Annotated in this window: 22 protein-coding genes and 2 pseudogenes; 8 read left to right on the top strand and 16 right to left on the bottom strand. The window is 71.4% G+C overall.

Annotated features, from left to right (window positions below):
- Positions 1-4: 4 nt before the first annotated feature.
- The 7 genes from OG299_RS36795 to OG299_RS36765 all read right to left on the bottom strand — a co-directional run bounded on the left by OG299_RS36795 (position 5) and on the right by OG299_RS36765 (position 7,933).
- A complete protein-coding gene (locus OG299_RS36795; protein ID WP_327363911.1) occupies positions 5-1,915 on the bottom strand; it encodes a beta-galactosidase in 1,911 nt (636 codons plus the stop codon).
- The gene (locus tag OG299_RS36790; protein ID WP_327363910.1) at positions 1,912-2,949 is read right to left on the bottom strand and encodes a zinc-dependent alcohol dehydrogenase; all 1,038 of its coding nucleotides are present in this window, start codon (positions 2,947-2,949) and stop codon (positions 1,912-1,914) included. Before OG299_RS36790 ends, OG299_RS36795 begins: the two co-directional genes overlap by 4 nt.
- Positions 2,946-3,917: an inositol monophosphatase family protein gene (locus tag OG299_RS36785; protein ID WP_327363909.1), complete on the bottom strand. Its 972-nt coding sequence runs from the start codon at positions 3,915-3,917 to the stop codon at positions 2,946-2,948. Before OG299_RS36785 ends, OG299_RS36790 begins: the two co-directional genes overlap by 4 nt.
- Positions 3,914-5,182: an aspartate aminotransferase family protein gene (locus OG299_RS36780; RefSeq protein ID WP_327363908.1), complete on the bottom strand. Its 1,269-nt coding sequence runs from the start codon at positions 5,180-5,182 to the stop codon at positions 3,914-3,916. The genes OG299_RS36785 and OG299_RS36780 overlap by 4 nt, the downstream gene beginning before the upstream one ends.
- 250 nt (positions 5,183-5,432) lie before the next feature.
- Positions 5,433-6,050 (bottom strand): GPP34 family phosphoprotein, encoded by a 618-nt coding sequence (locus tag OG299_RS36775; RefSeq protein WP_266632805.1) that lies wholly within the window; start codon positions 6,048-6,050, stop codon positions 5,433-5,435.
- The gene (locus OG299_RS36770; protein WP_327363907.1) at positions 6,047-6,649 is read right to left on the bottom strand and encodes an HAD family hydrolase; all 603 of its coding nucleotides are present in this window, start codon (positions 6,647-6,649) and stop codon (positions 6,047-6,049) included. Before OG299_RS36770 ends, OG299_RS36775 begins: the two co-directional genes overlap by 4 nt.
- Before the next feature lie 54 nt (positions 6,650-6,703).
- Positions 6,704-7,933, bottom strand: coding sequence for an MFS transporter (locus tag OG299_RS36765; protein WP_327363906.1), 1,230 nt, complete (start codon positions 7,931-7,933; stop codon positions 6,704-6,706).
- A 160-nt stretch (positions 7,934-8,093) separates the two neighbouring features.
- Between OG299_RS36765 and OG299_RS36760 the strand changes: the two genes are divergently transcribed.
- From OG299_RS36760 to OG299_RS36750, 3 genes are all read left to right on the top strand, one after another.
- Positions 8,094-8,861: a DeoR/GlpR family DNA-binding transcription regulator gene (locus OG299_RS36760; protein WP_266632787.1), complete on the top strand. Its 768-nt coding sequence runs from the start codon at positions 8,094-8,096 to the stop codon at positions 8,859-8,861.
- Positions 8,862-9,274: 413 nt separating this feature from the next.
- On the top strand, positions 9,275-10,294 hold the full coding sequence (locus OG299_RS36755) for a helix-turn-helix transcriptional regulator (RefSeq protein WP_266632785.1): 1,020 nt from the start codon (positions 9,275-9,277) through the stop codon (positions 10,292-10,294).
- A gap of 229 nt (positions 10,295-10,523) precedes the next feature.
- Entirely contained in the window at positions 10,524-11,465 is a 942-nt protein-coding gene (locus OG299_RS36750) for an alpha/beta hydrolase family protein (protein ID WP_327363905.1), read from the top strand.
- Positions 11,466-11,555: 90 nt separating this feature from the next.
- Here OG299_RS36750 and OG299_RS36745 read toward each other — a convergent pair whose 3' ends face one another.
- Both OG299_RS36745 and OG299_RS36740 read right to left on the bottom strand, forming a co-directional pair.
- Positions 11,556-12,155 (bottom strand): hypothetical protein, encoded by a 600-nt coding sequence (locus tag OG299_RS36745; protein ID WP_327363904.1) that lies wholly within the window; start codon positions 12,153-12,155, stop codon positions 11,556-11,558.
- Positions 12,156-12,381: 226 nt separating this feature from the next.
- On the bottom strand, positions 12,382-13,944 hold the full coding sequence (locus OG299_RS36740; RefSeq protein ID WP_442817558.1) for an adenosine deaminase family protein: 1,563 nt from the start codon (positions 13,942-13,944) through the stop codon (positions 12,382-12,384).
- A gap of 292 nt (positions 13,945-14,236) precedes the next feature.
- On the opposite strand from OG299_RS36740, the gene OG299_RS36735 reads away from it, so the two are divergent.
- Complete coding sequence (locus tag OG299_RS36735; RefSeq protein ID WP_266632776.1) at positions 14,237-14,791, top strand: superoxide dismutase family protein; 555 nt, start codon at positions 14,237-14,239, stop codon at positions 14,789-14,791.
- A 67-nt stretch (positions 14,792-14,858) separates the two neighbouring features.
- On the opposite strand, the gene OG299_RS36730 is transcribed toward OG299_RS36735, so the two are convergent.
- The 3 genes and pseudogenes from OG299_RS36730 to OG299_RS36720 all read right to left on the bottom strand — a co-directional run.
- Positions 14,859-16,082, bottom strand: coding sequence for a M20 metallopeptidase family protein (locus OG299_RS36730; protein WP_327363903.1), 1,224 nt, complete (start codon positions 16,080-16,082; stop codon positions 14,859-14,861).
- A 22-nt stretch (positions 16,083-16,104) separates the two neighbouring features.
- Positions 16,105-16,305 carry a DUF5988 family protein gene (locus OG299_RS36725; RefSeq protein WP_327364667.1) on the bottom strand — a complete coding sequence of 67 codons (201 nt, stop codon included), beginning with the start codon at positions 16,303-16,305 and terminating at the stop codon, positions 16,105-16,107.
- Between the two features lie 75 nt (positions 16,306-16,380).
- Positions 16,381-17,070, bottom strand: a pseudogene (locus OG299_RS36720) (TetR/AcrR family transcriptional regulator); the annotation flags it as partial.
- Between the two features lie 158 nt (positions 17,071-17,228).
- On the opposite strand from OG299_RS36720, the gene OG299_RS36715 reads away from it, so the two are divergent.
- Positions 17,229-18,461: a saccharopine dehydrogenase family protein gene (locus tag OG299_RS36715; RefSeq protein ID WP_327363902.1), complete on the top strand. Its 1,233-nt coding sequence runs from the start codon at positions 17,229-17,231 to the stop codon at positions 18,459-18,461.
- A gap of 45 nt (positions 18,462-18,506) precedes the next feature.
- Here the strand turns inward: OG299_RS36715 and sigJ are convergent, their stop codons facing one another.
- Positions 18,507-19,469 (bottom strand): RNA polymerase sigma factor SigJ, encoded by a 963-nt coding sequence (sigJ, locus tag OG299_RS36710; protein ID WP_327363901.1) that lies wholly within the window; start codon positions 19,467-19,469, stop codon positions 18,507-18,509.
- Between the two features lie 179 nt (positions 19,470-19,648).
- Here sigJ and OG299_RS36705 point away from each other — a divergent pair, with 179 nt between their 5' ends.
- From OG299_RS36705 to OG299_RS36690, 3 genes and pseudogenes are all read left to right on the top strand, one after another.
- Positions 19,649-20,065, top strand: coding sequence for a hypothetical protein (locus tag OG299_RS36705; protein WP_327363900.1), 417 nt, complete (start codon positions 19,649-19,651; stop codon positions 20,063-20,065).
- A gap of 98 nt (positions 20,066-20,163) precedes the next feature.
- Positions 20,164-21,299: pseudogene (locus OG299_RS36700) on the top strand (phytase).
- A 369-nt stretch (positions 21,300-21,668) separates the two neighbouring features.
- Complete coding sequence (locus tag OG299_RS36690; protein ID WP_266632766.1) at positions 21,669-22,205, top strand: NUDIX hydrolase family protein; 537 nt, start codon at positions 21,669-21,671, stop codon at positions 22,203-22,205.
- An 81-nt stretch (positions 22,206-22,286) separates the two neighbouring features.
- Here OG299_RS36690 and OG299_RS36685 read toward each other — a convergent pair whose 3' ends face one another.
- The 3 genes from OG299_RS36685 to OG299_RS36675 form a co-directional block, all read right to left on the bottom strand.
- Complete coding sequence (locus OG299_RS36685; RefSeq protein ID WP_266632765.1) at positions 22,287-22,523, bottom strand: hypothetical protein; 237 nt, start codon at positions 22,521-22,523, stop codon at positions 22,287-22,289.
- Positions 22,524-22,597: 74 nt separating this feature from the next.
- The gene (locus OG299_RS36680) at positions 22,598-23,293 is read right to left on the bottom strand and encodes a response regulator transcription factor (RefSeq protein ID WP_327363899.1); all 696 of its coding nucleotides are present in this window, start codon (positions 23,291-23,293) and stop codon (positions 22,598-22,600) included.
- A complete protein-coding gene (locus OG299_RS36675) occupies positions 23,290-24,537 on the bottom strand; it encodes a sensor histidine kinase (protein ID WP_327363898.1) in 1,248 nt (415 codons plus the stop codon). The genes OG299_RS36680 and OG299_RS36675 overlap by 4 nt, the downstream gene beginning before the upstream one ends.
- Between the last annotated feature and the right edge of the window lie 9 nt (positions 24,538-24,546).

The following is a 24,546-nucleotide window of genomic DNA, read 5'->3' as shown; positions in this document are numbered from 1 at the left end:
GTTCTCAGGAGGCGCGGACGCGTGCCGCGTCGGCCTCTTCGCCGCCCCAGGTGAGGGCGACGGGGGTGGTGGACGGCTGCTCGGGGGTGGCCAGCCAGCCCAGGAGCGCGCCGTCGCGGGTGACGGTCACGGCGGCGCAGCCGGCGGGCAGGTCCAGCGTCCAGCCGCCCTCGGTGCCGGTGACCCGGTCGGCGCCGTCGGTGGGGTTGAAGGCGCCGATGATGCGGACGCCTCCGGGTCCGGAGCGGCTCAGTACGCGCGCCCTGCCGTGCGCCGTCGTCCAGCGCGGCCCGCCGGCGGCGGGCAGTGCGGCGGCGAAGGCCGCGACGAAGGCCGCGACCGCTCCGTCGGCGGGTTCCCCGGCCGGGAGCGTCAGCTCGCGGGGGCCGTCGGCGGCGTCGGGGTGACCGGCGCGCAGGACGGCGACCGGGACCGCCGAGCCGTCGGCAGCCGGCCCGGGGTGCTCGTCCGGCCAGCCGAGGCCGATCAGCCGGCCCGTGTCGGCCAGCTGCTGCTGTACGGCGTCGGCGAGCTCCGCGAGTACGGTCCGGCCGGTGCGCTGCCAGGCCCCGGCCTCGGGCAGGGCCCGGTCGATCAGCACCACGGCGTCCCGGTCCGGCGTACCGGCGAGCAGCAGGTCACCGAAGCGGTCGAGGAACGCGGCGAGGAGCCGCAGGCCTTCCGCGTTGGCCTGGTGGTCGCCGGACTCGGCGAGGGGCGCACCGGGGCTGTACGGCGGTGCGTGCAGGGCCGGGTCCACGCCTTCGGAGCGCAGTCCGTCGGCGTCCATGTCCACCAGGGAGCCCCAGTTGGCCGTGGCGCAGGCGGTGTAGACGCTGACGGTGGTGGAGCCGAGGAGCAGGGCCAGCAGTGCGTTGAAGACGGGGGTGCCCGGCTCGGCGAAGGAGGGGTCGGTCCAGGTGAACCCCCAGTTGGCCTCGACCACGTCGGTGCCGCCGAGCAGGATTCCGGTCAGGTGGGATCCGAACGCGGTGGTGTCGCGGGCCGGGTTGCCGACCCACTCGGTGTGGCCGATCAGGTGCCGGGAGCCCTGGATGGCGCGCTGCCGGGCCGCCCAGGCGTCCAGTGCGGCGCCGGGTGCGGCGACACCGGCCAGCGGTACGTTGGCCAGCCGGGCGGGGCCGTCGGGGAACAGCGCGGAGATCCGGTCCCACAGGCCGACGATGGCGTGTCCGCACCACCGGGACCACTGCAGTCGCAGGCCGCTGCTCCACCGGCCGACGTCCTCGGCGGCACGGGCGGCCTCGTCGGACAGGCCGCGTCCGGTCAGCCACCAGGCGAAGGCCTCGCGGGCGGCCGGGGAGGCGTCCTGCGCGTCCACGGGGAGGTGGGCGTCGCCGGCGGTGCCCTCGTTGCCGAGCTGGAGGGCGACCACGGGGCCGTCAGGGGCGACGGCCTTGGCGACGACCTCGTCGGCGACGGCCCGCAGCCAGGTCTCGGTCTCGGCCTGCACGGCCGGGTCGAGGAGGCTGGGCAGCGGCTTGCCCTGGGAGGTGAGCACGGTCCCGTCCAGACCGCGGTACGGGGTGTGCGCGGGGCCGCACAGCCGGTCGGGCAGTCCGCCGAGCTGGACCTCGGCATGGATGAAGGGCCCGGGCTTGAGGAGCACGCGCAGCCCTGCGTCGGCGGCCAGCTCGAGGAGCCGGGTCACGTCGCGCTGCGGGTCGGTCTTCCCGGTGAAGTCGAAGGACCGGTCGGCGCCCTCTTCGACCTCGTGGAACCGCCACGGCAGGTAGCAGGAGACGACGTCGACGCCGAGTCCGCGCAACTCCCTGAGGTTCGCTGCCCAGTTGGCGGGGTCGGCCCGGTAGTACGGGTACTCGCCGATGACGACCGGGCGGGTGGCGCCGGGGACCAGGGCCTGGGCCAGGCGGGTGCGCGGCGACGGGCTCATGCGTCCGCTCCGGCGTGCGGCGGTACGAGGACGACCTTCAGCGCGGCGTACTCGGCGCCGGGGACGGCGGCGAGGGCCTTGAACGCCTGCTCGTGATCGGCGAGTGCGAAGCGGTGGGTGACCACGCGCTCCAGCGGCAGCCGGCGGGCGAGCTCGACGGCCTTGGGGAAGATCATGCTGTTGTAGTCGCCGGCGCCGATGATCTGGAGTCCGCGCTGCAGCAGGGTGAGCGGACGCACGGTGGCGGAGGCGTTGCTGTTGAAGCCCATGATGACGACCCGGCCGCGCAGGGCGGCGTAGCCGATGCTCTGCTCCAGGAGGTTGCCGACGGAGTCCACGACCAGGTCTCCGCGCTCGGTGAGGGCGGGGTCGTCCGGGGTGTGGACGGTGACCCGGCCGTCGAACTCGGGGGCGTCGAACACCTCGTGGGCCAGCTTGCGGCGCACCGGGTCGGGCTCGACGAGCAGCACCTGGGCGCCGTACAGCTGGGCGGCCATCGCGGTGACCACGCCCATCGGGCCACCGCCGACGACGACGGCGGTCTCGCCCGCGGCCAGCCGGCCGGCCTCGATGTTGTTGAGGGCGCAGGCGAGCGGTTCGACGACGACGGCCCGGTCGAAGCTCATGCCGTCGGGTATGGCGTGGCAGAACAGCTCGGGCAGGCGGATGAACTCGGCGAAGGAGCCGTCGTAGTCGAGGCCGACCTCGGTGCCCGCCTTGTGGCCGCAGAAGTTCCAGTGGCCTTCCAGACAGGTGGCGCAATTGCCGCAGTACAGGGTGGGGTTGACGATGACCCGGTCGCCGACGGCGAAGCGTGTGACGTCGGGGCCGACGGAGTCGACGACTCCGACGGCCTCGTGGCCCATGACGACGCCGGTCTCGGCGGGGAACTTCCCGACGAGCACGCTGCGGTCGGTGCCGCAGATCCCGCTCTGGGTGACGCGGACGATGACGTCGTCGGCGGCGCGGGCCTCCGGCTTGGGGTGCTCGACGAGGGCGAGCGTCCGGTCGGCGGTGAGTGTCAGGGCCTTCATGATGCCTCCCTCGCGGGCGCGGTGGTGCCGCGGCCGAGGTCCCATCGGATGGAGTCGAGCAGCTGCTTGTGGAGTTCGGGGGTGGCCGCGGCGATGCAGGACTTCTGGTTCATCGGGCCGAGGTCGACCAGGGAGGTGGTGCCGAGGTCGTCGCCGTAGGCGTCGGTGATGACGACGCCCGCCTGCCGGGCGAGGTAGACGACGGCGGCGATGTCGTACGGGAAGAGGTGCAGGATCGAGCCGCGGCCCACGCTCAGGAACTGCTCTTCGGTGTCGGGGTGGTCGCGCAGGACGCGGTTGCCGATGTCGGCGTAGGCGTCGAGCTGGCCCGTGATGATGCGGGAGATGGAGAAGGTGCTGCTGTTGAAGACGAAGATGCCGCCGGTGTTGGCCGACCGGTCCACGAGGTGGCCGTAGGCGTCGTTCATCAGCTGCATGGGGTGGCCGTTGAACTCGATCGACCAGAACATCCGGGTCAGGTCGGTGTTCCGGCTCAGCCGCGGCACGGGTGTGGTGAAGCCGCCGCTTTCGAGTCCCTCGGTGTCGTCGCCGTACAGCCAGGCGCCGCTCTTGATCTCCACCAGGCATGCGGCGTTGACGTCGGCGAGGGTGGGCGCCCCGTCGCCGTAGGGGGCGGCGGCGATGGACACCATGCCCATCTCCAGCCCGGCCGAGGTGGGACGGGTGCCGTCGATCGGGTCGACGACGAGCAGGACCTGCGGCTCGGGAGCGAGCTCCACGTAGGAGCCGTCCTCGGTGTAGAGCGCCACCGGTACGTGGGCGTGGGCGCGCAGGTAGTCCAGTACGGCCTTCTCGGCCACCTCGTCCACGTCGAACTGGGCGTCGCCGCCGGGCGAGTCGCCGTGGACCTGCCGGGCGTGGCCGTGGTCCGCGTAGGCGAGCAGCTCGGAGCGGACGTGCTCGCCGAGCGCCTTCAGGAGCCGCTTCATCGGGTTCGCGGTGGTCATCGGGCCAGCTCCGCGATGAAGAGGTTCTCCAGCTTGTCGCAGATCTCCTCGGCCTGGTCCATGGTCAGGATCAGCGGCGGGCGGATCTTGAGGACGTTGCCGTAGCCGTAGCGCGAGGTGCGCAGGATCAGGCCGTGCTCCATGGCCTTGTCGGCGAGGTGGTTGGTGAGCTTCACGGCCGGCTTGCCGTCCGGCTCGCCGATCTCGAAGCCGATCATGAGACCGACGCCGCGGACGTCGACGATCGCCGGGTAGCGGCGCTTCATGTCGTGGAGGCGTTCCATGATGTAGTCGCCGGTCCGGGTGACGTTCGCCAGGAATTCCGGCCGGCGCACGATGTCGAGGGTGACATTCGCAGCGGCGGCGGCCAGCAGGTTCGACCCGTACGTGAAGGAGTGGTGGTTCGCGGGAAGTCCGGCGAGCCGCTCGTTGGTGATGATTGCGGCGACCTGTGCGCCCGAGCCGCCGAGGCCCTTGGCCGTCGTGATCGCGTCGGGCTCCACGTCGAAGTACTGGGCGGCGAACATGTGGCCGGTACGGCCGATACCCGTCTGGATCTCGTCGAAGATGAGGGCGATGTTCTGTTCGTCGCAGAAGGCGCGGAGCTTTTGCATGTAGCCGTCCGGAGGGACGATGTTGCCGCCGTTTCCGGAAATCGGCTCGATGAGGACGGCGGCGACGCGGCCGGAGCTCGCGTAGTCGACGAAGTCCTCCAGACGGTCCACGCACATCATTCCGCAGGTGTCCTTCTTCTGCCCGTAGAAGCAGCGGAAGCAGTACGGGTCGGGCACCTGGAGGCTGCCGGGGAAGAGGTTGGGGAACGGCTCGCGGCGGAAGGCGTTGCCGGACATCGATGTCATCATCATCGTCTGTCCGACGTGGCTGCGGAACAGCGTGATGACCTCGGACTTCCCGGTGGCCATCTGGGCCATCTTGATGGCGCCCTCGTTGGCGGCCGAGCCGCCGGACACCTTGGGGTGCACCTTGGTTAATCCGGCGGGGGAGGTCTCCACCAGCCGCCGCACGAGGCCGTTGATCGGGTCGCTCTGGTACGAGGAGGTCAGGTGGACCACCTTGTCGAGCTGGTCCTTCATGGCGGCGATGACGGCCGGGTGGGAATAGCCCAGGCTCAGGTTGAAGGTCGCCGACGCGCAGTCGAGGTAGCGCGTTCCGTCCTCGTCGTAGAGGTAGACGCCTTCACCCCGCTCCATTTTGCGATCGCTGACGGGGTAATAGATGTGCTCGGTGACATCCTTGGTTTCCATCGGTCCCTCTCATACGGGTCACATAAGAACGTCAAGGTATGGACGGCAAGAGACAACTTTTGCGACGCCCAACGCAGACAGGTCATGGGAATGGGGATGGGATTCGGCTTGATGCCGGTGGGGGCGGCCCGGATTCTTCACCCGTTTGCAGACAGGGATCGCGCGGCGCCTTCTCATTCATACGAACACATTCCAACAGGCCCTGACAAGAGGCACTTCGGAGAAGTTGATCTCTTTTTCCCGGAATCCCCTAGCCGGGAAAGGCCAGGGCCGCGGCCGCGGCGCGGCGGGAGTCGGAGACCGCCGCCGCGGCGGCCCGGACGACCGGCGCCCCGGCCGGCCCGAGCCTGGCGACGGCCCGGGCGGTACGACGGGAGGCCTCGGCCGCGGACCACTCCGGCCAGGCCACGGCGTGCAATCCGGCGGCGGCCAGCAGGGCCGCTGCCGCCACGGCCGCCACACCGGCATCGGCCGGCCCCTGCACCGCTTCCCTCACCCGGCGCAGCGCCTCGCGGGGCCGCGGATCCGCCGGGTCGGGCCGCGCCCCCACACCGCCCGGGGGCAGCGTCGGCCCGGGGTGCAGCCGGGTCAACGCCCAGGGGCCCAGGCGCTCGACCCAGTCGGCCGGCGCCCGTCCGCGGGCGGAAGGACCCAGGCGGTCCAGGGCCTCCTCCAGCACCGGGTCGTCCGTGCGGCCGTGCCCGGTCGACCGGACGCGGTTGTCGTCCAGTTGCAGCCGGCCCGCCAGCGCGCCCTGGATCAGCAGCGCGCCGGCGAGGCCCCGACCGGTCTCGGCCTCGCGGTGCGGCGGTGGATACCGGCCGTGTGCGGCAGCGCAGAGCGCGAACAGCAGGGGCGTCCCGGTCACGGCAACGCCGCCTCCAGTGCCGTCCGCAGATCATCGGGGGACGTGAACAGATGGCCCTGCAGGCCCAGTTCACGGGCCGCCAGTACGTTCTCGGCCCGGTCGTCGACGAACAGGATGTCCTCGGGCGGCAGTCCGAGTTCCCGGACACACCACTGGTAGGCGGCCGGCTCGGGTTTGGCGCTGCGGATGCGGCAGGAGAAGCCGAGCACCGTGAATCCTTCCAGCCACGGCTGGGTGTCCTCGTACTGGACGGCGAGCTCCTCCGGAATGTTGGAGAGGAGGCCGAGGGTCATGCCCCGGTCCGCCAGGGCGGCCAGCAGATCCACGCTGCGCTGGTCGATCTCGCTCCAGCTGGCCAGGTCGGCCGCGATCAGATCGGCGGTCAGGCGTTCGTCGAGTGCGATGCCCAGCTCTGCACAGACCCCTTTCCAGTACGCCGGGCCGGCCACGTCACCGCGGTCGTAGGGGGCGCGCTGCGACCAGTACGCCTCCCAGAAGCGGCCGCTGTCGCCGCCGGCCGTGCGTTCCAGTACGGCCTGGGATGCGGGCGACTGGACACGCGCGATGACACCGAACATGTCGAAGAGAACGGCTTTCATCCTTCAGGTTCCTTACTCCTCGGGCGCCTTGGGTCCTGCGGGCGCCTCGGGTCCTCACGTGGTGACGGCGTCCGCACGGTCCGCCCCCGCCTTGCGGGGGCCGCTCACGCCGTCGGGATCGGGGGCGTTCTTGCGCAGCCACAGGCTCAGGGCCGCACACACGGCGGCGAGGCCGAACAGTACGAGCGGCACCGCCTTCACGTCCATGGTGTCGATCACCCCTCCCAGCAGCGGCGGGAAGGCCACGCCGCCGATCATCGAGGCGGCGATCACGTAGGCGCCGGCCGCGGCCACACTGGGCACGGCCCGGTTCAGCCAGGGAAGGCAGGTCGGAAAGATGGGCGCGATCATCAGACCGACGCCGAAGTACGCGTACGGGGCGAGCGCCGGCACGGTCGCCAGGACCAGGAAGCCGGCCATGCCGGCGCAGCAGACGATCAGGATCGACGGTGCGGACCAGCGCAGGCTGAGCGGGGCGACCACGAACCGGCCGATGGTCATCGCCGCCCAGTAGGCGGAGGTCGCGGTGGCGGCGGTGGCGGCGCCGTATCCGACGGCTTCGAGGTGGGTGGGTTCCCAGCCGCCGACGCCGGTTTCGATGGCCACGTGCAGCACGTAGATGCCGATGAACACGGCGATGATCGGCAGCACCCGGGCTCCGGCAACCGCTCCGCCTTCCGCCGGGGCCGGCTCCGGCTCCCGGGCGGCCACCCCGCCCAGGGTGACCAGGATGAGCAGGCAGACCACCCCGACGCCGAGGAAGATCTGCGGATAGCGGTCCGCGCCGAGCCAGCCGATCAGGGCCGGGCCCGCGATGGCACCGACACCGAAGTGGCCGTTGAGCAGATTGAGCATGGCGGTGCTGCGGCGGCCGAAGCCGATGGCGAACAGCTGGTTGAGGCCGTAGTCGATGCCGCCGAAGCCCAGACCGATGACGAAGGTGCCGGTCAGGGCCAGGTTCCAGCTCGGCGAGAACGCGAAGACCGCGGCGCCGGCAGCCATCAGCAGGTAGGAGCCGCCGAGCAGCACCCGGTTGTTCAGGCGGCCCCGCAGAACGTGGTAGATCAGCACGCCCAGGAGTGCGCCGACGAAGTGGGCGCTGAGGCTGAGACCGGCGACCGCGGGGCTGATGCCGAATTCCTCCCGAAGGGCCGGGATCGCCGGGCCGTACAGCGCCTGCAGGGCGCCGATCACCACGAACGCCACGCACGAGGCGGTGATGGCGACGGTGGTGAGAAGAGGCCTTCCCGCTTCGGGCAGGCCGGCCTCACTGGTGGCGGACATCGCTCTCCTCATCGCTCATAGCGGAATGAACATGAATCACGTTCACAACAGGCTGAAGTTCACATCCGAGCGTGAACATTACGCACATTCGATGTTCGTTTCAACAGATCATGTGTGCACAACGCGATCCAGGACCGCCTTATGTGCTAAAAGCAGACACATGAACGTGATGGAGAGGCACAAGTTCGTCGTGAGCCTGCTCATGCAGCAGAACCGCGCGACCGTGGCCGAGCTGGCCCAGGCCACAGGCGCGTCGGAGATGACCATCCGCCGGGACCTGGAAGTACTGGAGTCGCGGGGAGCGCTACGCCGGGTGCGCGGCGGCGCCGTGAGCAACCTGCCCGGCGGCGTCGAACCGCCCTACGCCATCCGGGCCATGTCCGGAGCGCAGGCAAAGGAGCGGCTCGCGCGCACCGTGGTCGAACTGCTCACCGACGGCGAGACGGTGGCCCTGGACACCGGGACCACCGCCGTGGCCATCGCCAAGGCCATGGCGGACCGCCAGTTCACGGTGACCCCGCTCTCCCTGCACGCCGCGTTCGCCCTCTCCGCCCACCCCGGCATCCACCTGCTGATGCCCGGCGGCCAGGTGCGCCCCGAAGAGCTCTCGTTCTACGGCCAGACGCCCGTCCAGACCTTCAAGGACCTGTGCTTCGACACGTTCATCCTGGGCTGCTGCGGTGTCGACCCGGTCCAGGGGGCAACGGCCTACAACCTCGAAGACGTACAGGTGAAGCGGGCCGCCGTGGCCGCGGCGCAGCGGGTGATCCTGGTCGCGACCGCCGACAAGCTCGGCCGTGCGGCGCTGGGCCGCATCTGCCCGATGGAGCAGATCGCCCTCATCGTCACGGACGCACCGGACGACTCCCCGGTGGTCAAGGAACTGCGTGACCACGGGGTGGAGGTGGTGCATCCGGCGGGCGCCTGACGGGGCACGGCCGTCACGGTGTGGGCCGGTTGTGCGAGTTCACGTCTACGAGCCCTTCTTGCGGGGCGCACCTGCGGGATCGGCGCGGCTCCCCTCCAGCATCGGAGGGCGCCGGCCCGCCGCCAAGGGGGCCGGACCGTCATGTTCTCGACTGTCCGGAACACGACAGCAAGGCCTTGCAGCAACTTCCAGTCACTCAGACCGGAGATCCCGGCCAACTCCAAAACAACTCCAAACAGGACAAGACGCCCTCGCGACGCTTTCGAATCCCTTCGCGGGGCACGGACTTGACGCAGATTCGGCCCGCCTCCCGTACAAATAAAACGTGTCCGATACACGTTCCTGGCGGCGGTACGGCCCCACGAAGCCCTCTAGCATCGCGGTCGCGACCTACGCAAACAAGAAGGTGCGACATGGACCCAGCCGAACCGCGGCGCCCGCAGGACCGTGACCAGCCGAGCGAACTCACCTCCGCAGAGATGGACCTCTATCGGGAATTCGCTGAACAGGGGCCGCTGCACTGGGACCAGTTGACAGCCCGGACGGACTCCGGTGCGACCGCCCGGACCCTCGACACCCTGCTCACCGCCGGCCTGGTCCAGCAGGTCGGATCCGAACGGTTCGCAGCCGCCAACCCGGTTGACGTTTCGGGCCAGTTACTCAAACGCTGGGAGGACCGCGTCCAGGGGGCCCAGCTCGACCTGCTGCGCATACGCGGACAGCTGGCGGAACTCGCACTCGTCCACGCCGCCCGGCAACGCACCCTCCAGGGGCCTCCGTTGGAGCGGATCGAGTCGGCCGCCGAGGTGCACCAGATGCTCGACCAGCAGGCCATCGTATGCAGCAGAGAAGTGCTCAGCGCCGAGCCGGGCGGCCCCCAGCCCGCCGCCGAACTGGGCCGCACCCGCCACCGGAACCAGGATCTGCTGGCCCGCGGAGTCCAATTGCGCACCCTGTACCAGCACTCGGCGCGTTTCGACCCGGCGACCGTCCGGTACGCCGCGGAGCTGGCGGATCTGGGAGCCGAGGCCAGAACGGTCACCGGCGGTCTGACCGGCTGCATCCTCTTCGACCGGATCCTGCTGGTCATCCCCCTGCAGGACGCGGCGGGCGGAGCGCTGCTCGTCCGGAGCCCCGATCTGGTCGCCTTCGCCGCCGAGATGTTCGATTTCCTGTGGGCCACGGGCGAATCCATGAACAAACCGCGCGAGAAGGCGTTCGTCCAGGACATCGCGGACCAGACGAAACGCTCCATCCTCCTGCACCTGGCCCAGGGCGAGGACGATCGCACCACGGCCCGGGCGCTCGGCATCTCGGTGCGCACCTGCCAGCGCCATGTCTCCGACATCATGCGCCGCCTGGGGGCGACCAGCCGCTTCCAGCTCGGCTACCTCGCCCACCGGCACGCACTGATCGACCCCGACGGCCCGTGAGCCCGACGGCGCGGCCAAGGGCTCGGCCGGCTCCGCCGCGGGGTGGCGCCGGGCCTTCCACGACCGACCTTGCAAACCGGAACAGCGCTCCGTATCGTTGGCGGAGCAAGGTTCCGGTTCAGCCGTGCTGGCAGGCCGGAGGTCCGTCGACCACGCCGTCTGCCGCCAACACGCCCCGCCTGGCCCGGCGAACCAACAGTGCGAAGAACCCTGACCGGAAGGCACCTCCGTGTCCGACTCGAACACCACGAACGCGCACGAGCCCGCGTTCGCGCCCACCACGGTGGTATCCGCGAAGCCGGTCGTCCTGCCCGCCCCGGACCGCGGCGAGGACCTCCAAATCCGTGTGTCCGCCCCCGCGACCGGCGGCAACCTGCCCGTCATCGTCTTCTCGCACGGCTTCGGCTGGTCGATGAACGGGTACGCGCCGCTCGCCGACTTCTGGGCCGCCCACGGCTTCGTGGTCGTCCAGCCCACCCACCTCGACTCCCGGACGCTCGGCATCCCGCACGAGGACCCGCGTACACCGCGGATCTGGCGCATCCGTATCGAGGACCTCACCCGCGTGCTGGACGAACTCGACGTGCTGGAAGCCTCCGTGCCGGGACTCCGCGGGCGGATCGACCGCAGCCGCATCGCCGTCGCCGGCCACTCCTGGGGAGCCCAGACGGCGAGCACGCTGCTGGGAGCCCGCGTCCTCGACTCCGACGGCGTTCCCGGCGAGGACCTGTCCGACCCCCGGGTCACGGCGGGTGTGCTGCTCGCCCTGACCGGCCTCGGCGACGACCTGACCCCGTTCGCCGCCGAGAACCTCCCCTTCTTGAGGCCGTCCTTCGACACCATGACCACGCCGGCCCTCATCGTCGCCGGGGACAACGACCGGTCCACGCTGTCCACCCGCGGCCCGGACTGGTTCACCGACCCCTACACCCACAGCCCGGGCGACAAGAGCCTGCTCACCCTGTTCGGGGCAGAGCACTCGCTCGGCGGAATCCCCGGGTACGAGGTCGCCGAAACGACGGACGAGAGTCCCGCCCGCGTCGCCCTGATCCAGCAGCTCACCACGGCCTTCCTCCGCACTGCCCTCCACCCCGAGGACACCGGCTGGAAGGCGGCGGTCACCGCACTGGAGAACGCCCCCGACCCCCTGGGAAAGCTGCAGAGCAAGTAGCGGAAGGGACAGGCCATGATCCTCGTCACCGGAGGTCTCGGCTCCATCGGGTCCCACACCCTGCGCGCGGATCAGCCCCGACGGGAAGGTCTACGCCTGACCGCGGCGCCCCTCGTTCCTCACCCGCAGCCGATCGAAGGACCACGTACCCAGGCCCACCAGCACGGCCACTCCGGCCGCGTAGGCCGGCAACCACAGGGTCGTGGTGGAGGACAGGCAGTCGGCAAAGGCGACATGGCCCTGGACGTCCTGCGCGTGGGCCAAGGCGGCAGGGTCGCGACCAGCCAGGTCCGCCAACGCCGCCTCCGTCCGGATCCTCTCGTACTCACGCAGCTCGGGACACCTGTCACGAGTGCCCGGCATCGGAAACAGCCACGGCCAGCGCTGCAGCATGGGGGCCACTGTGATCGCCACACACAGGCCGACGACCAGCGAGTACGCCGCGAGATTCGCCATGTAGGCGGTTCGGAGGCCGGGCGTCCACGTCGGCAGCCGGTACAGGCAGAAGAGCACCGCGAGGAGCGTCACCCCGATGTACGTGGCGAACCACTGCCACGAGCCTTGCGCGAGCACGGCCGTCAGCACGGCGCCGAGTGCGATGCCAATGACACCCGGCTGGCCGGCGGCAAGACTGCGGCCCGCGCTGGTGGATGCCGAGCTCCGGGCTTCCTGGGGGCTGGGATCGTCCACGGTCTCTCCTGCCTGGCTCGGCCATCAGCATCCCGGAGCATCGCGCCGTCGGCCTGCCGCCATGCCGGACCGGTCCGCATGCCTGGCCCGATCGGCGGCTCTTCCCCCGCTCCGGGGCCGGGAACCCGCACGGCGTCAAGGCGAGCGCTGCCCGCCGGCCACCCCGTCCTGGCCTGCGGCCGATGTCGGCCGGTCGATGCGGGACGGGGTCGGCCGGGGCCGGGGATCAGTGGGAGCCGGGGCGGGTGGCGCGGGCGTGGGCGGTTTCGAAGTGCTCGAAGGCCGCCTCCTGGCGCCACTCGACCTGTGCCTTCGGGCTGGTGGCCAGGAAGCCGGCGCACCGCGCGCCCGGGTGCTCGGCGCCCTGCCGCTCTCCGGCACACGGTCCGGTGGGCCGGTAGCCGGTGCGGAGGTCACGGTTCCACAAGCCGCGGCCGCTCAGGAACGAGTACTCCAGGGATGCCCGGGCCAGGTCCCTCAGCTCCGGGTAGCCGAGCCCGTACATCTCGGCGGCCCGGCGGTACTCGTCGGTGATCTCGATCCGGGACACGCCCGGGTCGTCGGTGGCGAGGACGACCGGCACGCCGTGGCGGCGGTACGTGGCGAAGGGGTGCGCGTCGCCGGAGACGCGCAGGATCTGCTCGTTGCTGTGGAAGGGGACCTCGACCGCGATCCGCCGCTCGGCCATGTAGCGCATGAGCGACTCCCAGCGGTCCTCGTGCAGGACGGACACGCCGTGCCCGATCCGCTCGGCGCGGCCGGTCTGGGCGGCCTCCCTGATGTGGAAGGTGAGGTCCTCCGGCTTGACCAGGCCCGGCACCAGCTCGCCCGCGTGCAGGGTGATGTGCGCCTTCGGGTACTGGGTCTTGAGGTAGTTCAGCATGCGCATGTGCAGGCGGTAGTCGCGCAGGGCGACCGGGTCGTCCTCCGGCTGCACCAGGTTGACGGCGACGAAGCGTGGGTCGCGCTCGGCCAGCCGCATGCCGAGCGCCATCTGGGTGAACACCCGCTCAGGGCTGCCGGCGCGGGCGACCTGGGAGATCCAGCGGTACGGGAGGGAGCACGCCGCGTCGGGCCGCGGGGTGTCGCAGTGCGCGGCGGCGCGGAACTCGGTGTCCGTGGCGTCGGCGTCGGCGCGGGCCTGCCGGACGACCGCGTCCAGGCCGCCGTCGGCGAGGAGCTTGTCGTGCATGCGGTCGAGGTCGGCGTCGTAGCCGACCCGGTCGGCGAGGGTGCGGGCCTGTCCGGAGGCCGGGGAGATCATGGTCTCCAGGTAGAACTGGTTCTGCCGGGCCGCGGTGTTGGCGACCTCCGCGAGCATGCGGCCGGGGTGCCGCCAGGTCACCTCGCCGAACTTGCCGAAGGTCGCGAAGAAGTGGTCGTGGCCGTTGCCGTCGGCCGGGAAGTCCTGCATCGACCATGCCTGGATGACCTGTCGGCGGAACGCCGCGTCGGTGACGGCGTCGGCGGCGGGGCGGGTCCCGGGCCCGCACGGCGGGGGCACCGCGGTGGTGGTGTCGGTGGTGATGCACAGGCCGTCCCCGGCGGCGAGCTCGATCAGGAACTCGGTGGTGACCGCGCCGGACAGGTGGTTGTGCAGGTCACCGCCCTTGGGAAGGTCGGCGAAGAAGTCCCCCTGCCGGACCGGGGCGGGGGCCCCTGGTGCGACGGGGGCGGAGGCTGCGTGCGCGGAGGCGGGTGCCAGCAGGGCGAAGGCGGAGAGCGCGGCGATCAAGTGGGATGGGATCACGGGCACATGGTGGTGAAGCGGGCCGCCGCTCGGCGGCATGCCGGGCCGAGTGCCGCCCGGTGTCACCCGGGAGGCCCCCCAGAGGATCGTTCCTCCACGAGGGGCCGCCCGGAATCGCGCGGCTGATCGGGCAAAAGCAGGCCGACACCGTGGAGGCGCCCTGCGCAAGGCCGTGACGTGGGCCAACATGGTTCCCGGAAGCGCGGGACGACACATCCGGACGATCTCGAGAGCCGGGCCGTGCAGCGCTTGACGATCTGGCACGCACCGGGCCGGAACGCGGGCGAAGGGGGGAGCCCCGGCGAGAACCCGTGGTGAAGAGGAGCCGAAGATGTCCTTGCTCGTTTCAGCGCTCACGGCCTCCCTGGCTGTCGTCCTGCCTCTGGGCGTGGTCGCCGGCCAGGACGTGACGGTGGAGAACGCGTTCCGAGCAGCCGACGGCCGGCTCGCACACCAGGCGGTCACCTTCGACGGCAAAGCGGTACCGGCCGGCAGCAAGGTCACCGTCACGGAGCGGGTCGACGGCGACGGCACCCGCGTGGAGCTGCGGCTCCACGGCGTGGCGGCGAGCCGGACGTTCGGGGCTCACGTGCACCGGAAGCCCTGCGGCGGCAAGCCCAACGACTCCGGGCCGCATTACCAGGACGCCGTGGACCCCCAGCAGCCCTCGACGAACCCCGCGTACGCCAATCCCCTCAACGAGACGTGGCTCGACATCACCACCGACGGCCACGGCGACGGCGCCTCAGCGTCCACCCTGGCCTGGCGATACCGCGCCGGTGAGGCCCGCTCCGTGGTGATCCACGAGCACGCCACCCACACGGGACCCGGCACGGCGGGCACGGCCGGGACGCGGCTCGCCTGCATCAACGTGCCGTTCGAGTAGGAAGCAGGGGACTGGGGCCGGGCAGGCAGGGCGCGGGCCGCGGCGGGCCGGGCGACCTCGTGCCCCGTCAGCCTGCGAGGTACCGCAGTGCCACGGCCGCATGGAGGGCCGTACCGGTGGCCATGGCGTTCTCGTCGAACACGACGCGGTGGGAGTGGCAGTCCGGGGCGGCGTCGGCCGGCACGGCGGGTGGGCGGGCTCCGAGTAGGGCCATGGCCCCCGGGACGCGTGCGAGGACGTAGGAGAAGTCTTCGGACGCCATGACCGGGTCGGCCAAATGCTGTACCGGAGCGGCGCCGAGGAGTTCGGTTGCGGCGTCGCGGACCATGGTGGTGAAGGCCGGATCGTTGTGTACAGGTGGGTAGCCCCGGGCCGGGTCGCTGTCGGCTTCGGCGCCGTGCGCGGCGGCCACGTGACGGGCCACCCGATCGATCACGGTACGCATCCGCTCGCGGGACCCCGACGACAACGTCCGGCAGGTGCCGTGCAGTTCCGCGGTCGCGGGGATGATGTTGGTGGTCGTGCCGGCCTGGATGCGGGTGATGCTGACCACCACCGGGTCGAAGACGCTGACGGTGCGCGTCACGGCCGTCTGCAGAGCCTGGACGATTTCGCACGCGACGGGGACCGGGTCGAGGGCGAGGTGCGGTGCGGAGGCGTGTCCGCCGCGGCCTCGTACGGTGATGCGGATCAGGTCGGACGCGGCGAACATCGGCCCGGGCCGCACGTGCACGGTGCCGGTCTCGAAGCGGGTCATGACGTGCAGCGCGAACGCCGCGTCCACGCCGCGGCCGTCCGGGGTGTCCAGGACACCTTCCTCGATCATGTGCGAGGCGCCGCCTCCGCGTTCCTCGGCCGGCTGGAACATGAACACTACGCGCCCGCGGATCTGCCCGCGGCGGGCGCAGAGCAGGCGGGCGGCGCCGATGAGCATGGCGGTGTGCAGGTCGTGGCCGCAGGCGTGCATGGCGCTCGGGATCCGGGACGCGTATTCCAGGCCGGTGTCCTCTTGTTGGGGCAGGGCGTCCATGTCGGCGCGGAGCAGGATGGTCCGGCCGGGTTGCGCGCCGTCGAGGGTGGCGACCACCGAACTGAGCCGCTCCCCCGCGGTGATGTGCAGGGGCAGGCCGGTCAGGGTCTCGAGGACGGTCTGTTGGGTGAGCGGCAGGTGCAGGCCCAGTTCCGGTGCCCGGTGGAGGGTGCGGCGCACGTCGATGATGCCGGGAAGCAGCCGATGCGCCTCGTCGAGCAGGGTGTGCGGGCCTGCCGGCGGTCCGGCGAAAGCAGTCATGCGCGCTGCTGGGCGCAGGCCGCTACTCGGCGATCTCCGTGCGCTCCCACCACTCGTAGACGGGGAGCCGGCCTTCCGTGCCGTCCTGGAACCGCGACGTGGCTTTGAAGTGTTCGTATCCGCCACGATGCGCGATCTTCAGGTCCTCGCCCGGTGCGGTGACCGGTACGACCCGCTCCGGCAGATCTTCCGGCCCGCCTTCGAGTACCGCCTTTGTCGTCATGGGTCCAGTCTGGCCAGCGGCCAAACCCCGCGCACCTCGACGCGCCGCCCCGCGCACCCGTCGCGTTGCCGCCTGGAGCCCGGCCTCCGCGCTTGCGAGGAGCATGTCCAGGGCGACCGGGTAGGCGCTGTGGTTCATCCGGGCGGCGAGCAGCCGGGTCGTGGCCGCGATGTGCGGGTACTGCTCGGCCGGCAGCCGGGCGTACGTGGACTCCCACTGCTGCTCGTCGGACGTCCGGGAGCTCTCGGCCAGGGCGAGGGCGCCGGCGTCGAGGGCCGCGAAGGCCAGGCTCTGGTCGATGAAGGCGTGGTAGATCAGGACCGCCTCCGGGTCGGGGAAGGCGGCGGTGCGCAGGATCCCGAGGACGGCCTCGTCGGCGGCGATCTCACGGGGCCGGCCGGTCACGCGGCTGGCGGTCAGCAGGGCGGCCTGTGGGTGGGCGAGGTAGGCGCTGTGGATGCGGAGGCCGAGTTCCCGCAGGTCACGGCGCCAGTCCCCGGTGGCCGCCCAGCCGTCGAGGGCCCGGCCGATCAGCTCCTCGCCGATGGCGAGGGTGAGGCCGTCCATGCCGTCGAAGTACCGGTAGAGCGTGCTGGGGTCCGCGCCGAGGGCGGCGCCGAGCCGCCGGGCGGACAGCCCGGTGCTGCCGTGTTCGCGCAGCATCCGCAGGGCGGTGTCGACGATCAGCCGTTCGGACAGGACGGTGCCCTGCCGGGTGGGGCGCCGCCGCCTGCGGGCTTCCTCGGGGACCACCTGCTTCGCCATCGGGTGCCTTCCTCCGCCGCGGACGTACGGTCGCCGCCGGACCGGCAGCCGTACGGGGGGCCTTATGCCAACACCATTGACCTTATCCTGCCGGTCCGGCTTTCATCCCTCCCATGAGGCGCGGACCTGCGCGGACCTCACCGAGAGAGGGCTTCGTCATGCGTGTTCTGCTTGTGGGCGCCGGTGGCGTCGGTACCGCGATCACCCGGATCGCGGCCCGACGGGACTTCTTCGACCACTTCGTGGTCGCCGACTACGACCTCGCCCGCGCCGAGGCGGCCGTGGCCGCGGTCGACACCGGCGCCGGCGCCGGCCGGTTCATCGCGCGCCGCATCGACGCCTCCGACGAGGCGGCGGTGGCCGCGCTCCTCGCCGAGGAGCGGTGCGACGTACTGCTGAACGCCACCGATCCGCGGTTCGTGATGCCGCTGTTCGAGGCGGCCCTCGCGGCGGACAGTCACTACATGGACATGGCGATGTCGCTGTCCCGGCCGCACCCGGGCCGGCCGTACGCGGAGTGCGGGATCAAGCTCGGCGACGAGCAGTTCGCACGGGCCGGGGCCTGGGAGAAGTCGGGCCGGCTGGCACTGGTCGGCATGGGTGTGGAGCCCGGCCTGTCGGACGTCTTCGCCCGGTACGCGGCCGATGAGCTGTTCGACGAGATCGAGGAGATCGGCATCCGTGACGGGGCGAACCTGACCGTCGAGGGCCACGAATTCGCCCCGTCGTTCAACATCTGGACGACGATCGAGGAGTGCCTGAACCCGCCTGTGGTCTACGAGCGGGACCGCGGCTGGTTCACCACCGAGCCGTTCAGCGAGCCGGAGGTGTTCGACTTCCCGGAGGGCATCGGCGCGGTCGAGTGCGTCAACGTCGAACACGAGGAGGTGCTGCTGGTCCCGCGCTGGGTGGACGCCCGTCGGGTCACCTTCAAGTACGGACTCGGCGAGGACTTCATCGCCAAGCTGAAGACCCTGCACGCGCTGGGCCTGGACTCGACCGAGCCGGTCACGGTGCGCGGCGCGGACGGCGCCCCGGTGCAGGTCTCCCCGCGCGACGTGGTCGCCGCGTGCCTGCCCGACCCGGCCACGCTGGGCGAGCGGATGGCCGGCAAGACCTGCGCGGGCACCTGGGTGAAGGGCACCAAGGACGGTCGGCCGCGCGAGGTGTACCTGTACCACGTGGTGGACAACCAGTGGTCGATGCGCGAGTACGGCTCCCAGGCCGTGGTGTGGCAGACGGCGGTCAACCCGGTCGTGGCCCTCGAGCTCCTGGCCGGCGGGGTGTGGGCAGAGGCGGGCGTGCTCGGCCCCGAGGCCCTTCCGCCGCGCCCGTTCCTGGACCTGCTGACCGCGTACGGCTCCCCGTGGGGCGTCCGGGAGCAGCGCTGAGCGGGATCCCCTGCCGGGGTGACGGCCGTATCCACCACACCGGGCCTACGCGTCGCGGAGATCCCGGCCGTTGGTCCACGGTCGGAGTTTCTCCGGGTTGCGGACCGCCCAGATACGAGTGACGCGGCTGCCGGTGAGGTCGAACGCCGCCACGGTCACGGTGACGCCCGAGTGTTGGGCGACGAGACCGGGCCGGCCGTTGACCGTCCGCTCCAGGAGCGTCAGCCCGGGGGCCTTGGCGGCGATGTGGATCAGGTACGCGGCGATGTGCTCGCTGCCCTCCACCGGGCGCAGGACGGCGCCGACCAGGCCGCCGCCGTCGGCGACCATCGTGGCATCGGGGTCGAGGAGGTCGACGAGGGCCTCGATGTCCTTCGCCTCCCAGGCCTCCTTGAAATTCCGTACCAGAGCAGCCTGTTCACCCGTCGCGGCGGCCGGTGCCCGCTCGGCGCGCACACGTCGTCGGGCCGAGGACGCCAACTGCCGGCAGGCTGCCGGCGTCCGTCCGACGATCTCGGCGACCTCCGCGAAGGGGTACCGGAAGACGTCGTGCAGGATGAACGCCACGCGTTCGGCCGGTGTCATCGCCTCCAGTACGACGAGGAAGGCCATGCTCACCGACTCGTCCAGGGTGACCCGGTCGGCCGGATCGGCCGGCTCGGTGCTGCTGCCGCCCGCCGGCCCGCCGTGCCACTGCGTACGGTCGGGCAGCGGCTCGGGTATCCATGCGCCGACGTAGCTCTCGCGCCGCGCCCGCGCCGAGCCGAGCTGGTCCAGGCAGATGCGGGTGGCCACCGTCGTCAGCCAGGCGCCGGGCGATTCGATGGCCTCCTGCCGTTCGCGTGACATCGCGTACCAGCGGGTGTAGGTCTCCTGCACGGCGTCCTCGGCCTCGCTCAGCGAACCGAGCAGCCGGTAGCCGAGGTTGATCAGGTGGCGTCGCTCGCCGACGAGCGCGCTCAGGCTCGGCTCGGACCGGTCATGTCCTGTCTCGGATGGGTTGCGCATGGCCTCGACCGCCCCCTGGTTCTTCGGTTCTTCTCGTCCGCTTCCGCTCTCGCCACTTCGACGAAACACCGGGCCGGATGGTGAGGTCGGGGCTTCGCCTCACATTTCGCGGGCCCACGTCGTCGGACCAGCGAGACACTACCGATCCATCGCCGCGAGGCAGAAGAGGGGGCCGACTGATGGCCACAACGACGACGGCTCAGCACCGCAGACTCACGTTCGTGCAGGTGGCGATCGCCCTGCAGACCTTGGCCCTCTTCTTCCAGGCCGTCACCGCCGGACTGCTGTTGTCCTCGTCCCACGGCGAGGTGCTGCACGGCGTCGGAGCGCGCGTGATGTACGGCGCCACGATGGTGTATGTGCTCGCCACGGTCCTGGCGTGGCGGCCGGGCGGCGGCTCGCCCCGCCCCATCCTGTACTCGTCGGGCTTCCTCGTACTCGCTTCGGTGCAGGTGGTGTTGGGCATCGCGCACATACCGTCGCTCCATGTTCCGCTGGGGGTCCTGATGTTCGGGCTGAGCGTGCTGGCGCTGGGCCGGGTGTTGTCCCCGCGCCGGACGGGGCGCAGCGCAGCGGCGTATTCATCTCGTGCATGACCGTCCGTCGCCTGGCGACGACGAGTCTTTAACGCAGGGGCTCGAGTCTTCAGCCGCCGTGACCGCACACGTGTCTGACCAACCGTTGGAGACTCCTGGTGGACCCTCATCGTCCCGCGCGCCCCGCTCGGCCCGCCGCGGCCGCACTCGCCCTGACCGCGGCCCTCGCCGTCCTCGCCGGCCTCACGGCGGCCGCCCCCGCCACGGCGCAGGGCCGCAAGAGCGGCCCGCTGCCCGCCGTCACCCCGGTGGCGGAGACCGCCACGCTGTTCGACGACGAGGAGGGCGGCAACGCCAACGCCGACGACCCCGCCATCCGGCGCAACAGCGCCGCCCCCGACCGTAGTCTGGTCGTCGCCACTACCGCATCGACCGCGACCGCCCCGGCGGCCCGCTGACCGACGTCACCGCGCCGAGCGTTCCTCCGGTCTTCTCCGCCTCGCAGGAGGAGATCAACGACCAGCGCACCGCGTACGGTCTGGCGACCTGGACGGACCAGGCCGGCGGCCGCTCGTACGCCCTGGTCAGCCGCCGCCACGAGACAAGGCTCGCGCTGCTCGAACTGACCGCCGCCCCCGGCGGCACGGTCGGCTACCGCCTGGTGCGGACCCTGGACCTGGCCTCCTCCTTCCGTCTGCCGAACGGCGCGTCCTGGAGCCCCTGCGCCGAACCGGGCGAGCGGCCCCAGGTCGAGGGCATGGTCGTCGACCCCGCCGACGGCACGCTCTACGCCGGCCAGGAGGACGTCGGCATCTGGCGGATGCGGGCCGATCTGACCTCGGCGCCGGTGCTGGTGGACCGGGTCCGCGAGTACGGGGTCCCGGCCACGTACGACGAGGAGACCGAGGAGTGCACGCCCGGCGCAGACCCGGGCTTCGGCGGCCGCCACCTGTCCGCGGACTTGGAGGGGCTGACCATCGGCGACGAAGGGGACGGTGACGGCCACCTCATGGCGTCGAGCCAGGGCGACAACACGTTCGCCTTCTACGACCGCGAGCGCAAGGACGACCACGCGTACGAGGGCGGCGTACGGATCACCGCGCGCTCGCGGGACCTCGACGGCTCGGAGGAGTGCGACGGGGCCGCGGCCCTGAACCAGCCCCTCGGCCGTGCGTTCCCGCGCGGCCTCCTCGTGGTCCAGGACGGCCACGACGCCCCCGAGGACGGCCCGCGCACCGCCACGGGCTTCAAGTTCGTGGACCTGGGCAAGGTGCTGGACGCCGTGGACCGCTGACCACAGGGCGGGCCCGCAACCGGGCCCGCCCGCCCCGGGCCGTCCCCCGTCGGTACTGCTCTGCCGAGGCGCCCGAAGTGCTGACCGTCGAGGCGGTACAGTCCTCCGGTGTAATGATCATCATGGGCTGCGGCGACGCCTGCCCCCGCTTCCCCTGCGAGCGGTACCCGGACCGGCAGCTGGAGGACCCGGCCGGACAGGGTGTCGATGCCGTCGGACCCATCCGCGACGAGATCGACATGAACAGCGGGCCGCAACCCGGCGGAACCGGTCGCCCTGTGCTCCGTCGAGCACGACCGGCACGAAACTCCCGTATCCGAACCGGCCCGCATTCCTGCAGGCACCCCACCCGGAAAGTATGCTCAAACAATGTCTGACACGACCGAAACCACGCCCGGCTGGCTGACCACGGACGAGCTGGAAACGGCCCGGGCCCGGATGCCGATCCTGTATGTGGAGGCCGTGCCCGTACGCGTGGACGACAGCGGCGAAGTCACCAGCATCGGACTGCTGCTGCGCATCGGTCCGGACGGAACGGTCAGCCGGACCCTGGTGTCCGGCCGGGTCCTGCATCACGAGCGGGTCCGTGACGCGCTGTTGCGCCACCTGGAGAAGGACCTCGGGCCGGTGGCCCTGCCCCGTGTTCCCGCCTCCCTCCAGCCGTTCACGGTCGCGGAGTACTTCCCCACGGCCGGCGTCACCTCATACCACGATCCACGCCAGCACGCGGTGTCCCTCGCCTACATCGTGCCGGTGAGCGGCGACTGCCGCCCCCGCCAGGACGCCCTCGACCTGGTCTGGTTCAGTCCTCAGGAGGCGGCCTCCCGAGCCGTGCAGAGCGAAATGCCCGGCGGGCAGGGTGTGCTGCTGAAGCAGGCGCTTGCCCACGTGGGACAAACGTACTGAAGCCCGAGCCGGCCCTGGACCGGGCACTGCGCGCGGCCGCGGTGCCCGGCCGGGGCCGACCGGCCTCCTGCCGGACACCCCCTAGCGCGGAGTCCAGGTGAACTTGCCGCCTCCGACCCAGCGGACCACCTCCAGGTCGTCGAGGTCGTGGATCACGATCCCCATCTCGGCGGCGAGCAACAGCACGTCCGTCATCGACATCGCCCTGCCGATGAACTCTCCGTCGACCTCCACGATGCGAAAGGGTGGGTTGCCGGGTTGAACGCCCAGCACGGTGATCCGCGCCGGGGAGATGTGAGGTGTCGAGCCTTCGGTCATGCGCAGACGGTTCCATGCCGGGACCGGTGAGGGGCGCGGCGACACGTTCCGAGGGGCCGATCGGTTTCCATTCATCAGCCGGTGAACCCCGGCACCACCAGACCCGACTCGTACGCGATCACCACCGCGTGGGTCCGGTTCTGCGCACCCAGCTTGGTCAGCACGTTCCCGACGTGCGTCTTCACCGTCTCCAGGCTCACCGTCAGCGACTGCGCGATCTCCGGGTTGGACAGGCCGGTGGCCATCAGCCGCAGCACCTCCTCCTCCCGCCCCGTCAGCGCAGCCTTCGGCAACGCCTTCGAGGAGTGCAGCGGGCGGGCGGCGACCATGCGGCGCAGCGCCGTCGGGAAGAGGATCGCCTCCCCCGCCGCCACCACCCGTACCGCCTCCGTGATCTGGCGGACCGGAAGCCTCTTGAGCACGAACCCGCTGGCTCCCGCGCTGAGCGCGGCGGTGACGTAGTCGTCGTTCTCGAAGGTGGTGATCACCACGATCTTCGGCGGTTCATCCGACTCGGCGAGCAGTCGCCGGGTGGCCTCGATCCCGTTGCAACGCGGCATCCGCACATCCATCAGGACCACGTCCGGCCGGAGCCGCCGCACCTGTTCGACCGCCTCGACGCCGTCGGCGGCCTCCCCGACCACCGTCAGCCCCGGCTGTACCGCGAGCAACGTGCGCAGACCACTGCGGGTCACCTCGTCGTCGTCCGCGATCAGGAGCGTGACGGGCGGCGGGCTGGGCGTGGCGGCTGCGCCGTCAGAGCCGATCATGCCGACCACCGTACCGGCAGCCGGACCGCCAACCGCCAGTGCCGCGGACCGTGCGGGCCGGCGTCGATCTCACCGTGCAGCAGCCGTACGCGCTCGGCCAGGCCCGGCAGGCCGTGCCCGGATGTCGGGAAGGCGCCCGAGCCCGCACCCGTATGCGTGCCGGCACCGGTCCGGTTGACCACACTGAGCTCCAGTCCGCCCTCCGCGGCCGCCACCCGGACCCCGATCGGCCCGCCCGCCCCGTGCCGCAACGCGTTCGTCAACCCCTCCTGCAGTATCCGGTACGCCGCCCGCGAGAGCGTCCCCTGCACCTGCGCCAACTCGCCCGACAGTTCCGGCTCCACCACCGCGCCCGCGTGCCTCAACCGGTCGAGCAGCTCGGGCAGGTCGGCCAAGGTACGGGGCGGCGCCGTCTCCGCCTTCTGTTCGCGCAGCACGCCAAGTACGTAGTCCAGGTCCTCCAGCGCGGCCCGGGCCGACTCCTCGATGCTGCGCAGGGCGGCCCGCGCCGCCACCGGGTCGGCGGAGAGCACCTCGCCCGCGACCGCGGCCTGGATCGTGGTCGCCGTCAGCGTGTGCCCTATGGAGTCGTGCAACTCGTGGGCGATTCGATTGCGTTCGGCCAGCTGCAGTTCCCGCTCTGCCGCCAGCGCGAGCCGCTCGGCCGATGACGGCCCCAGCAGTCTGGGCGCCGACCACCGCAGGGCGTTCGTCACCACCGCGCACACGACCGCCGCCAGCAGCAGGCACCCGAGCGCCACCACCCAGCTCTGCCAGCCACCCTCCACCCGCACCGACCGGCCGAACAGACTCAGGCCCACCTCGGCGCCGAGCCAGCCCCCGGGAAGGACCAGGCCCGACAGGAACAGCACGCCGCTCACCAGGGCTCCGGTCCACCCCAGTGCCACGTGCAGCAGCAGCCAGAGAGGAGTGCGCCAACGGTCGGCTCCGGAACGTGCGGGCTGACGTGCGGCCACGGGATCCGGCAGCGGCACGCCCAACAGTCGGCGGGCGGACACGATCAGCGCCCGCCGTGTGATGCGGGCCAGCCCGACCGAGCCGATCAATGCCGCCCAGACCAGCAGGACCAGAACGGTCTGCACTGCCTCGGGTGCGGATCGCCACGCCAACAGCGGCAGCAGCGCGAAGGGCAGCAGTGGAAGGCTCGCCACCGCGCCGCAGTAGGCGAACAGCATGCCCGAGTACGTGGAGCCGCGCAGCAGCGGCCGGATGCCCTTGATCATAGTCGGCCA

The organism is Streptomyces sp. NBC_01296 (assembly GCF_035984415.1).
In the GTDB taxonomy this organism is placed as follows: domain Bacteria; phylum Actinomycetota; class Actinomycetes; order Streptomycetales; family Streptomycetaceae; genus Streptomyces.
Note: the sequence above shows the minus strand (reverse complement) of the source record. Positions and strands in the feature narration are given on the sequence as shown.

Bases quoted from the DNA above. Each gene is read 5' to 3' on its own strand.
- OG299_RS36770 (WP_327363907.1), bottom strand. From the start codon at position 6,649: ATGAAAGCCGTTCTCTTCGACATGTTCGGTGTCATCGCGCGTGTCCAG.
- OG299_RS36680 (WP_327363899.1), bottom strand. From the start codon at position 23,293: ATGATCGGCTCTGACGGCGCAGCCGCCACGCCCAGCCCGCCGCCCGTC.
- OG299_RS36790 (WP_327363910.1), bottom strand. From the start codon at position 2,949: ATGAAGGCCCTGACACTCACCGCCGACCGGACGCTCGCCCTCGTCGAG.
- OG299_RS36765 (WP_327363906.1), bottom strand. From the start codon at position 7,933: ATGTCCGCCACCAGTGAGGCCGGCCTGCCCGAAGCGGGAAGGCCTCTT.
- OG299_RS36760 (WP_266632787.1), top strand. From the start codon at position 8,094: ATGAACGTGATGGAGAGGCACAAGTTCGTCGTGAGCCTGCTCATGCAG.
- OG299_RS36715 (WP_327363902.1), top strand. From the start codon at position 17,229: ATGCGTGTTCTGCTTGTGGGCGCCGGTGGCGTCGGTACCGCGATCACC.
- OG299_RS36740 (WP_442817558.1), bottom strand. From the start codon at position 13,944: ATGCCGCCGAGCGGCGGCCCGCTTCACCACCATGTGCCCGTGATCCCA.
- OG299_RS36735 (WP_266632776.1), top strand. From the start codon at position 14,237: ATGTCCTTGCTCGTTTCAGCGCTCACGGCCTCCCTGGCTGTCGTCCTG.
- OG299_RS36730 (WP_327363903.1), bottom strand. From the start codon at position 16,082: ATGACTGCTTTCGCCGGACCGCCGGCAGGCCCGCACACCCTGCTCGAC.
- sigJ (WP_327363901.1), bottom strand. From the start codon at position 19,469: ATGCGCAACCCATCCGAGACAGGACATGACCGGTCCGAGCCGAGCCTG.
- OG299_RS36795 (WP_327363911.1), bottom strand. From the start codon at position 1,915: ATGAGCCCGTCGCCGCGCACCCGCCTGGCCCAGGCCCTGGTCCCCGGC.
- OG299_RS36705 (WP_327363900.1), top strand. From the start codon at position 19,649: ATGGCCACAACGACGACGGCTCAGCACCGCAGACTCACGTTCGTGCAG.
- OG299_RS36685 (WP_266632765.1), bottom strand. From the start codon at position 22,523: ATGACCGAAGGCTCGACACCTCACATCTCCCCGGCGCGGATCACCGTG.
- OG299_RS36675 (WP_327363898.1), bottom strand. From the start codon at position 24,537: ATGATCAAGGGCATCCGGCCGCTGCTGCGCGGCTCCACGTACTCGGGC.
- OG299_RS36725 (WP_327364667.1), bottom strand. From the start codon at position 16,305: ATGACGACAAAGGCGGTACTCGAAGGCGGGCCGGAAGATCTGCCGGAG.
- OG299_RS36780 (WP_327363908.1), bottom strand. From the start codon at position 5,182: ATGGAAACCAAGGATGTCACCGAGCACATCTATTACCCCGTCAGCGAT.
- OG299_RS36755 (WP_266632785.1), top strand. From the start codon at position 9,275: ATGGACCCAGCCGAACCGCGGCGCCCGCAGGACCGTGACCAGCCGAGC.
- OG299_RS36785 (WP_327363909.1), bottom strand. From the start codon at position 3,917: ATGACCACCGCGAACCCGATGAAGCGGCTCCTGAAGGCGCTCGGCGAG.
- OG299_RS36690 (WP_266632766.1), top strand. From the start codon at position 21,669: ATGTCTGACACGACCGAAACCACGCCCGGCTGGCTGACCACGGACGAG.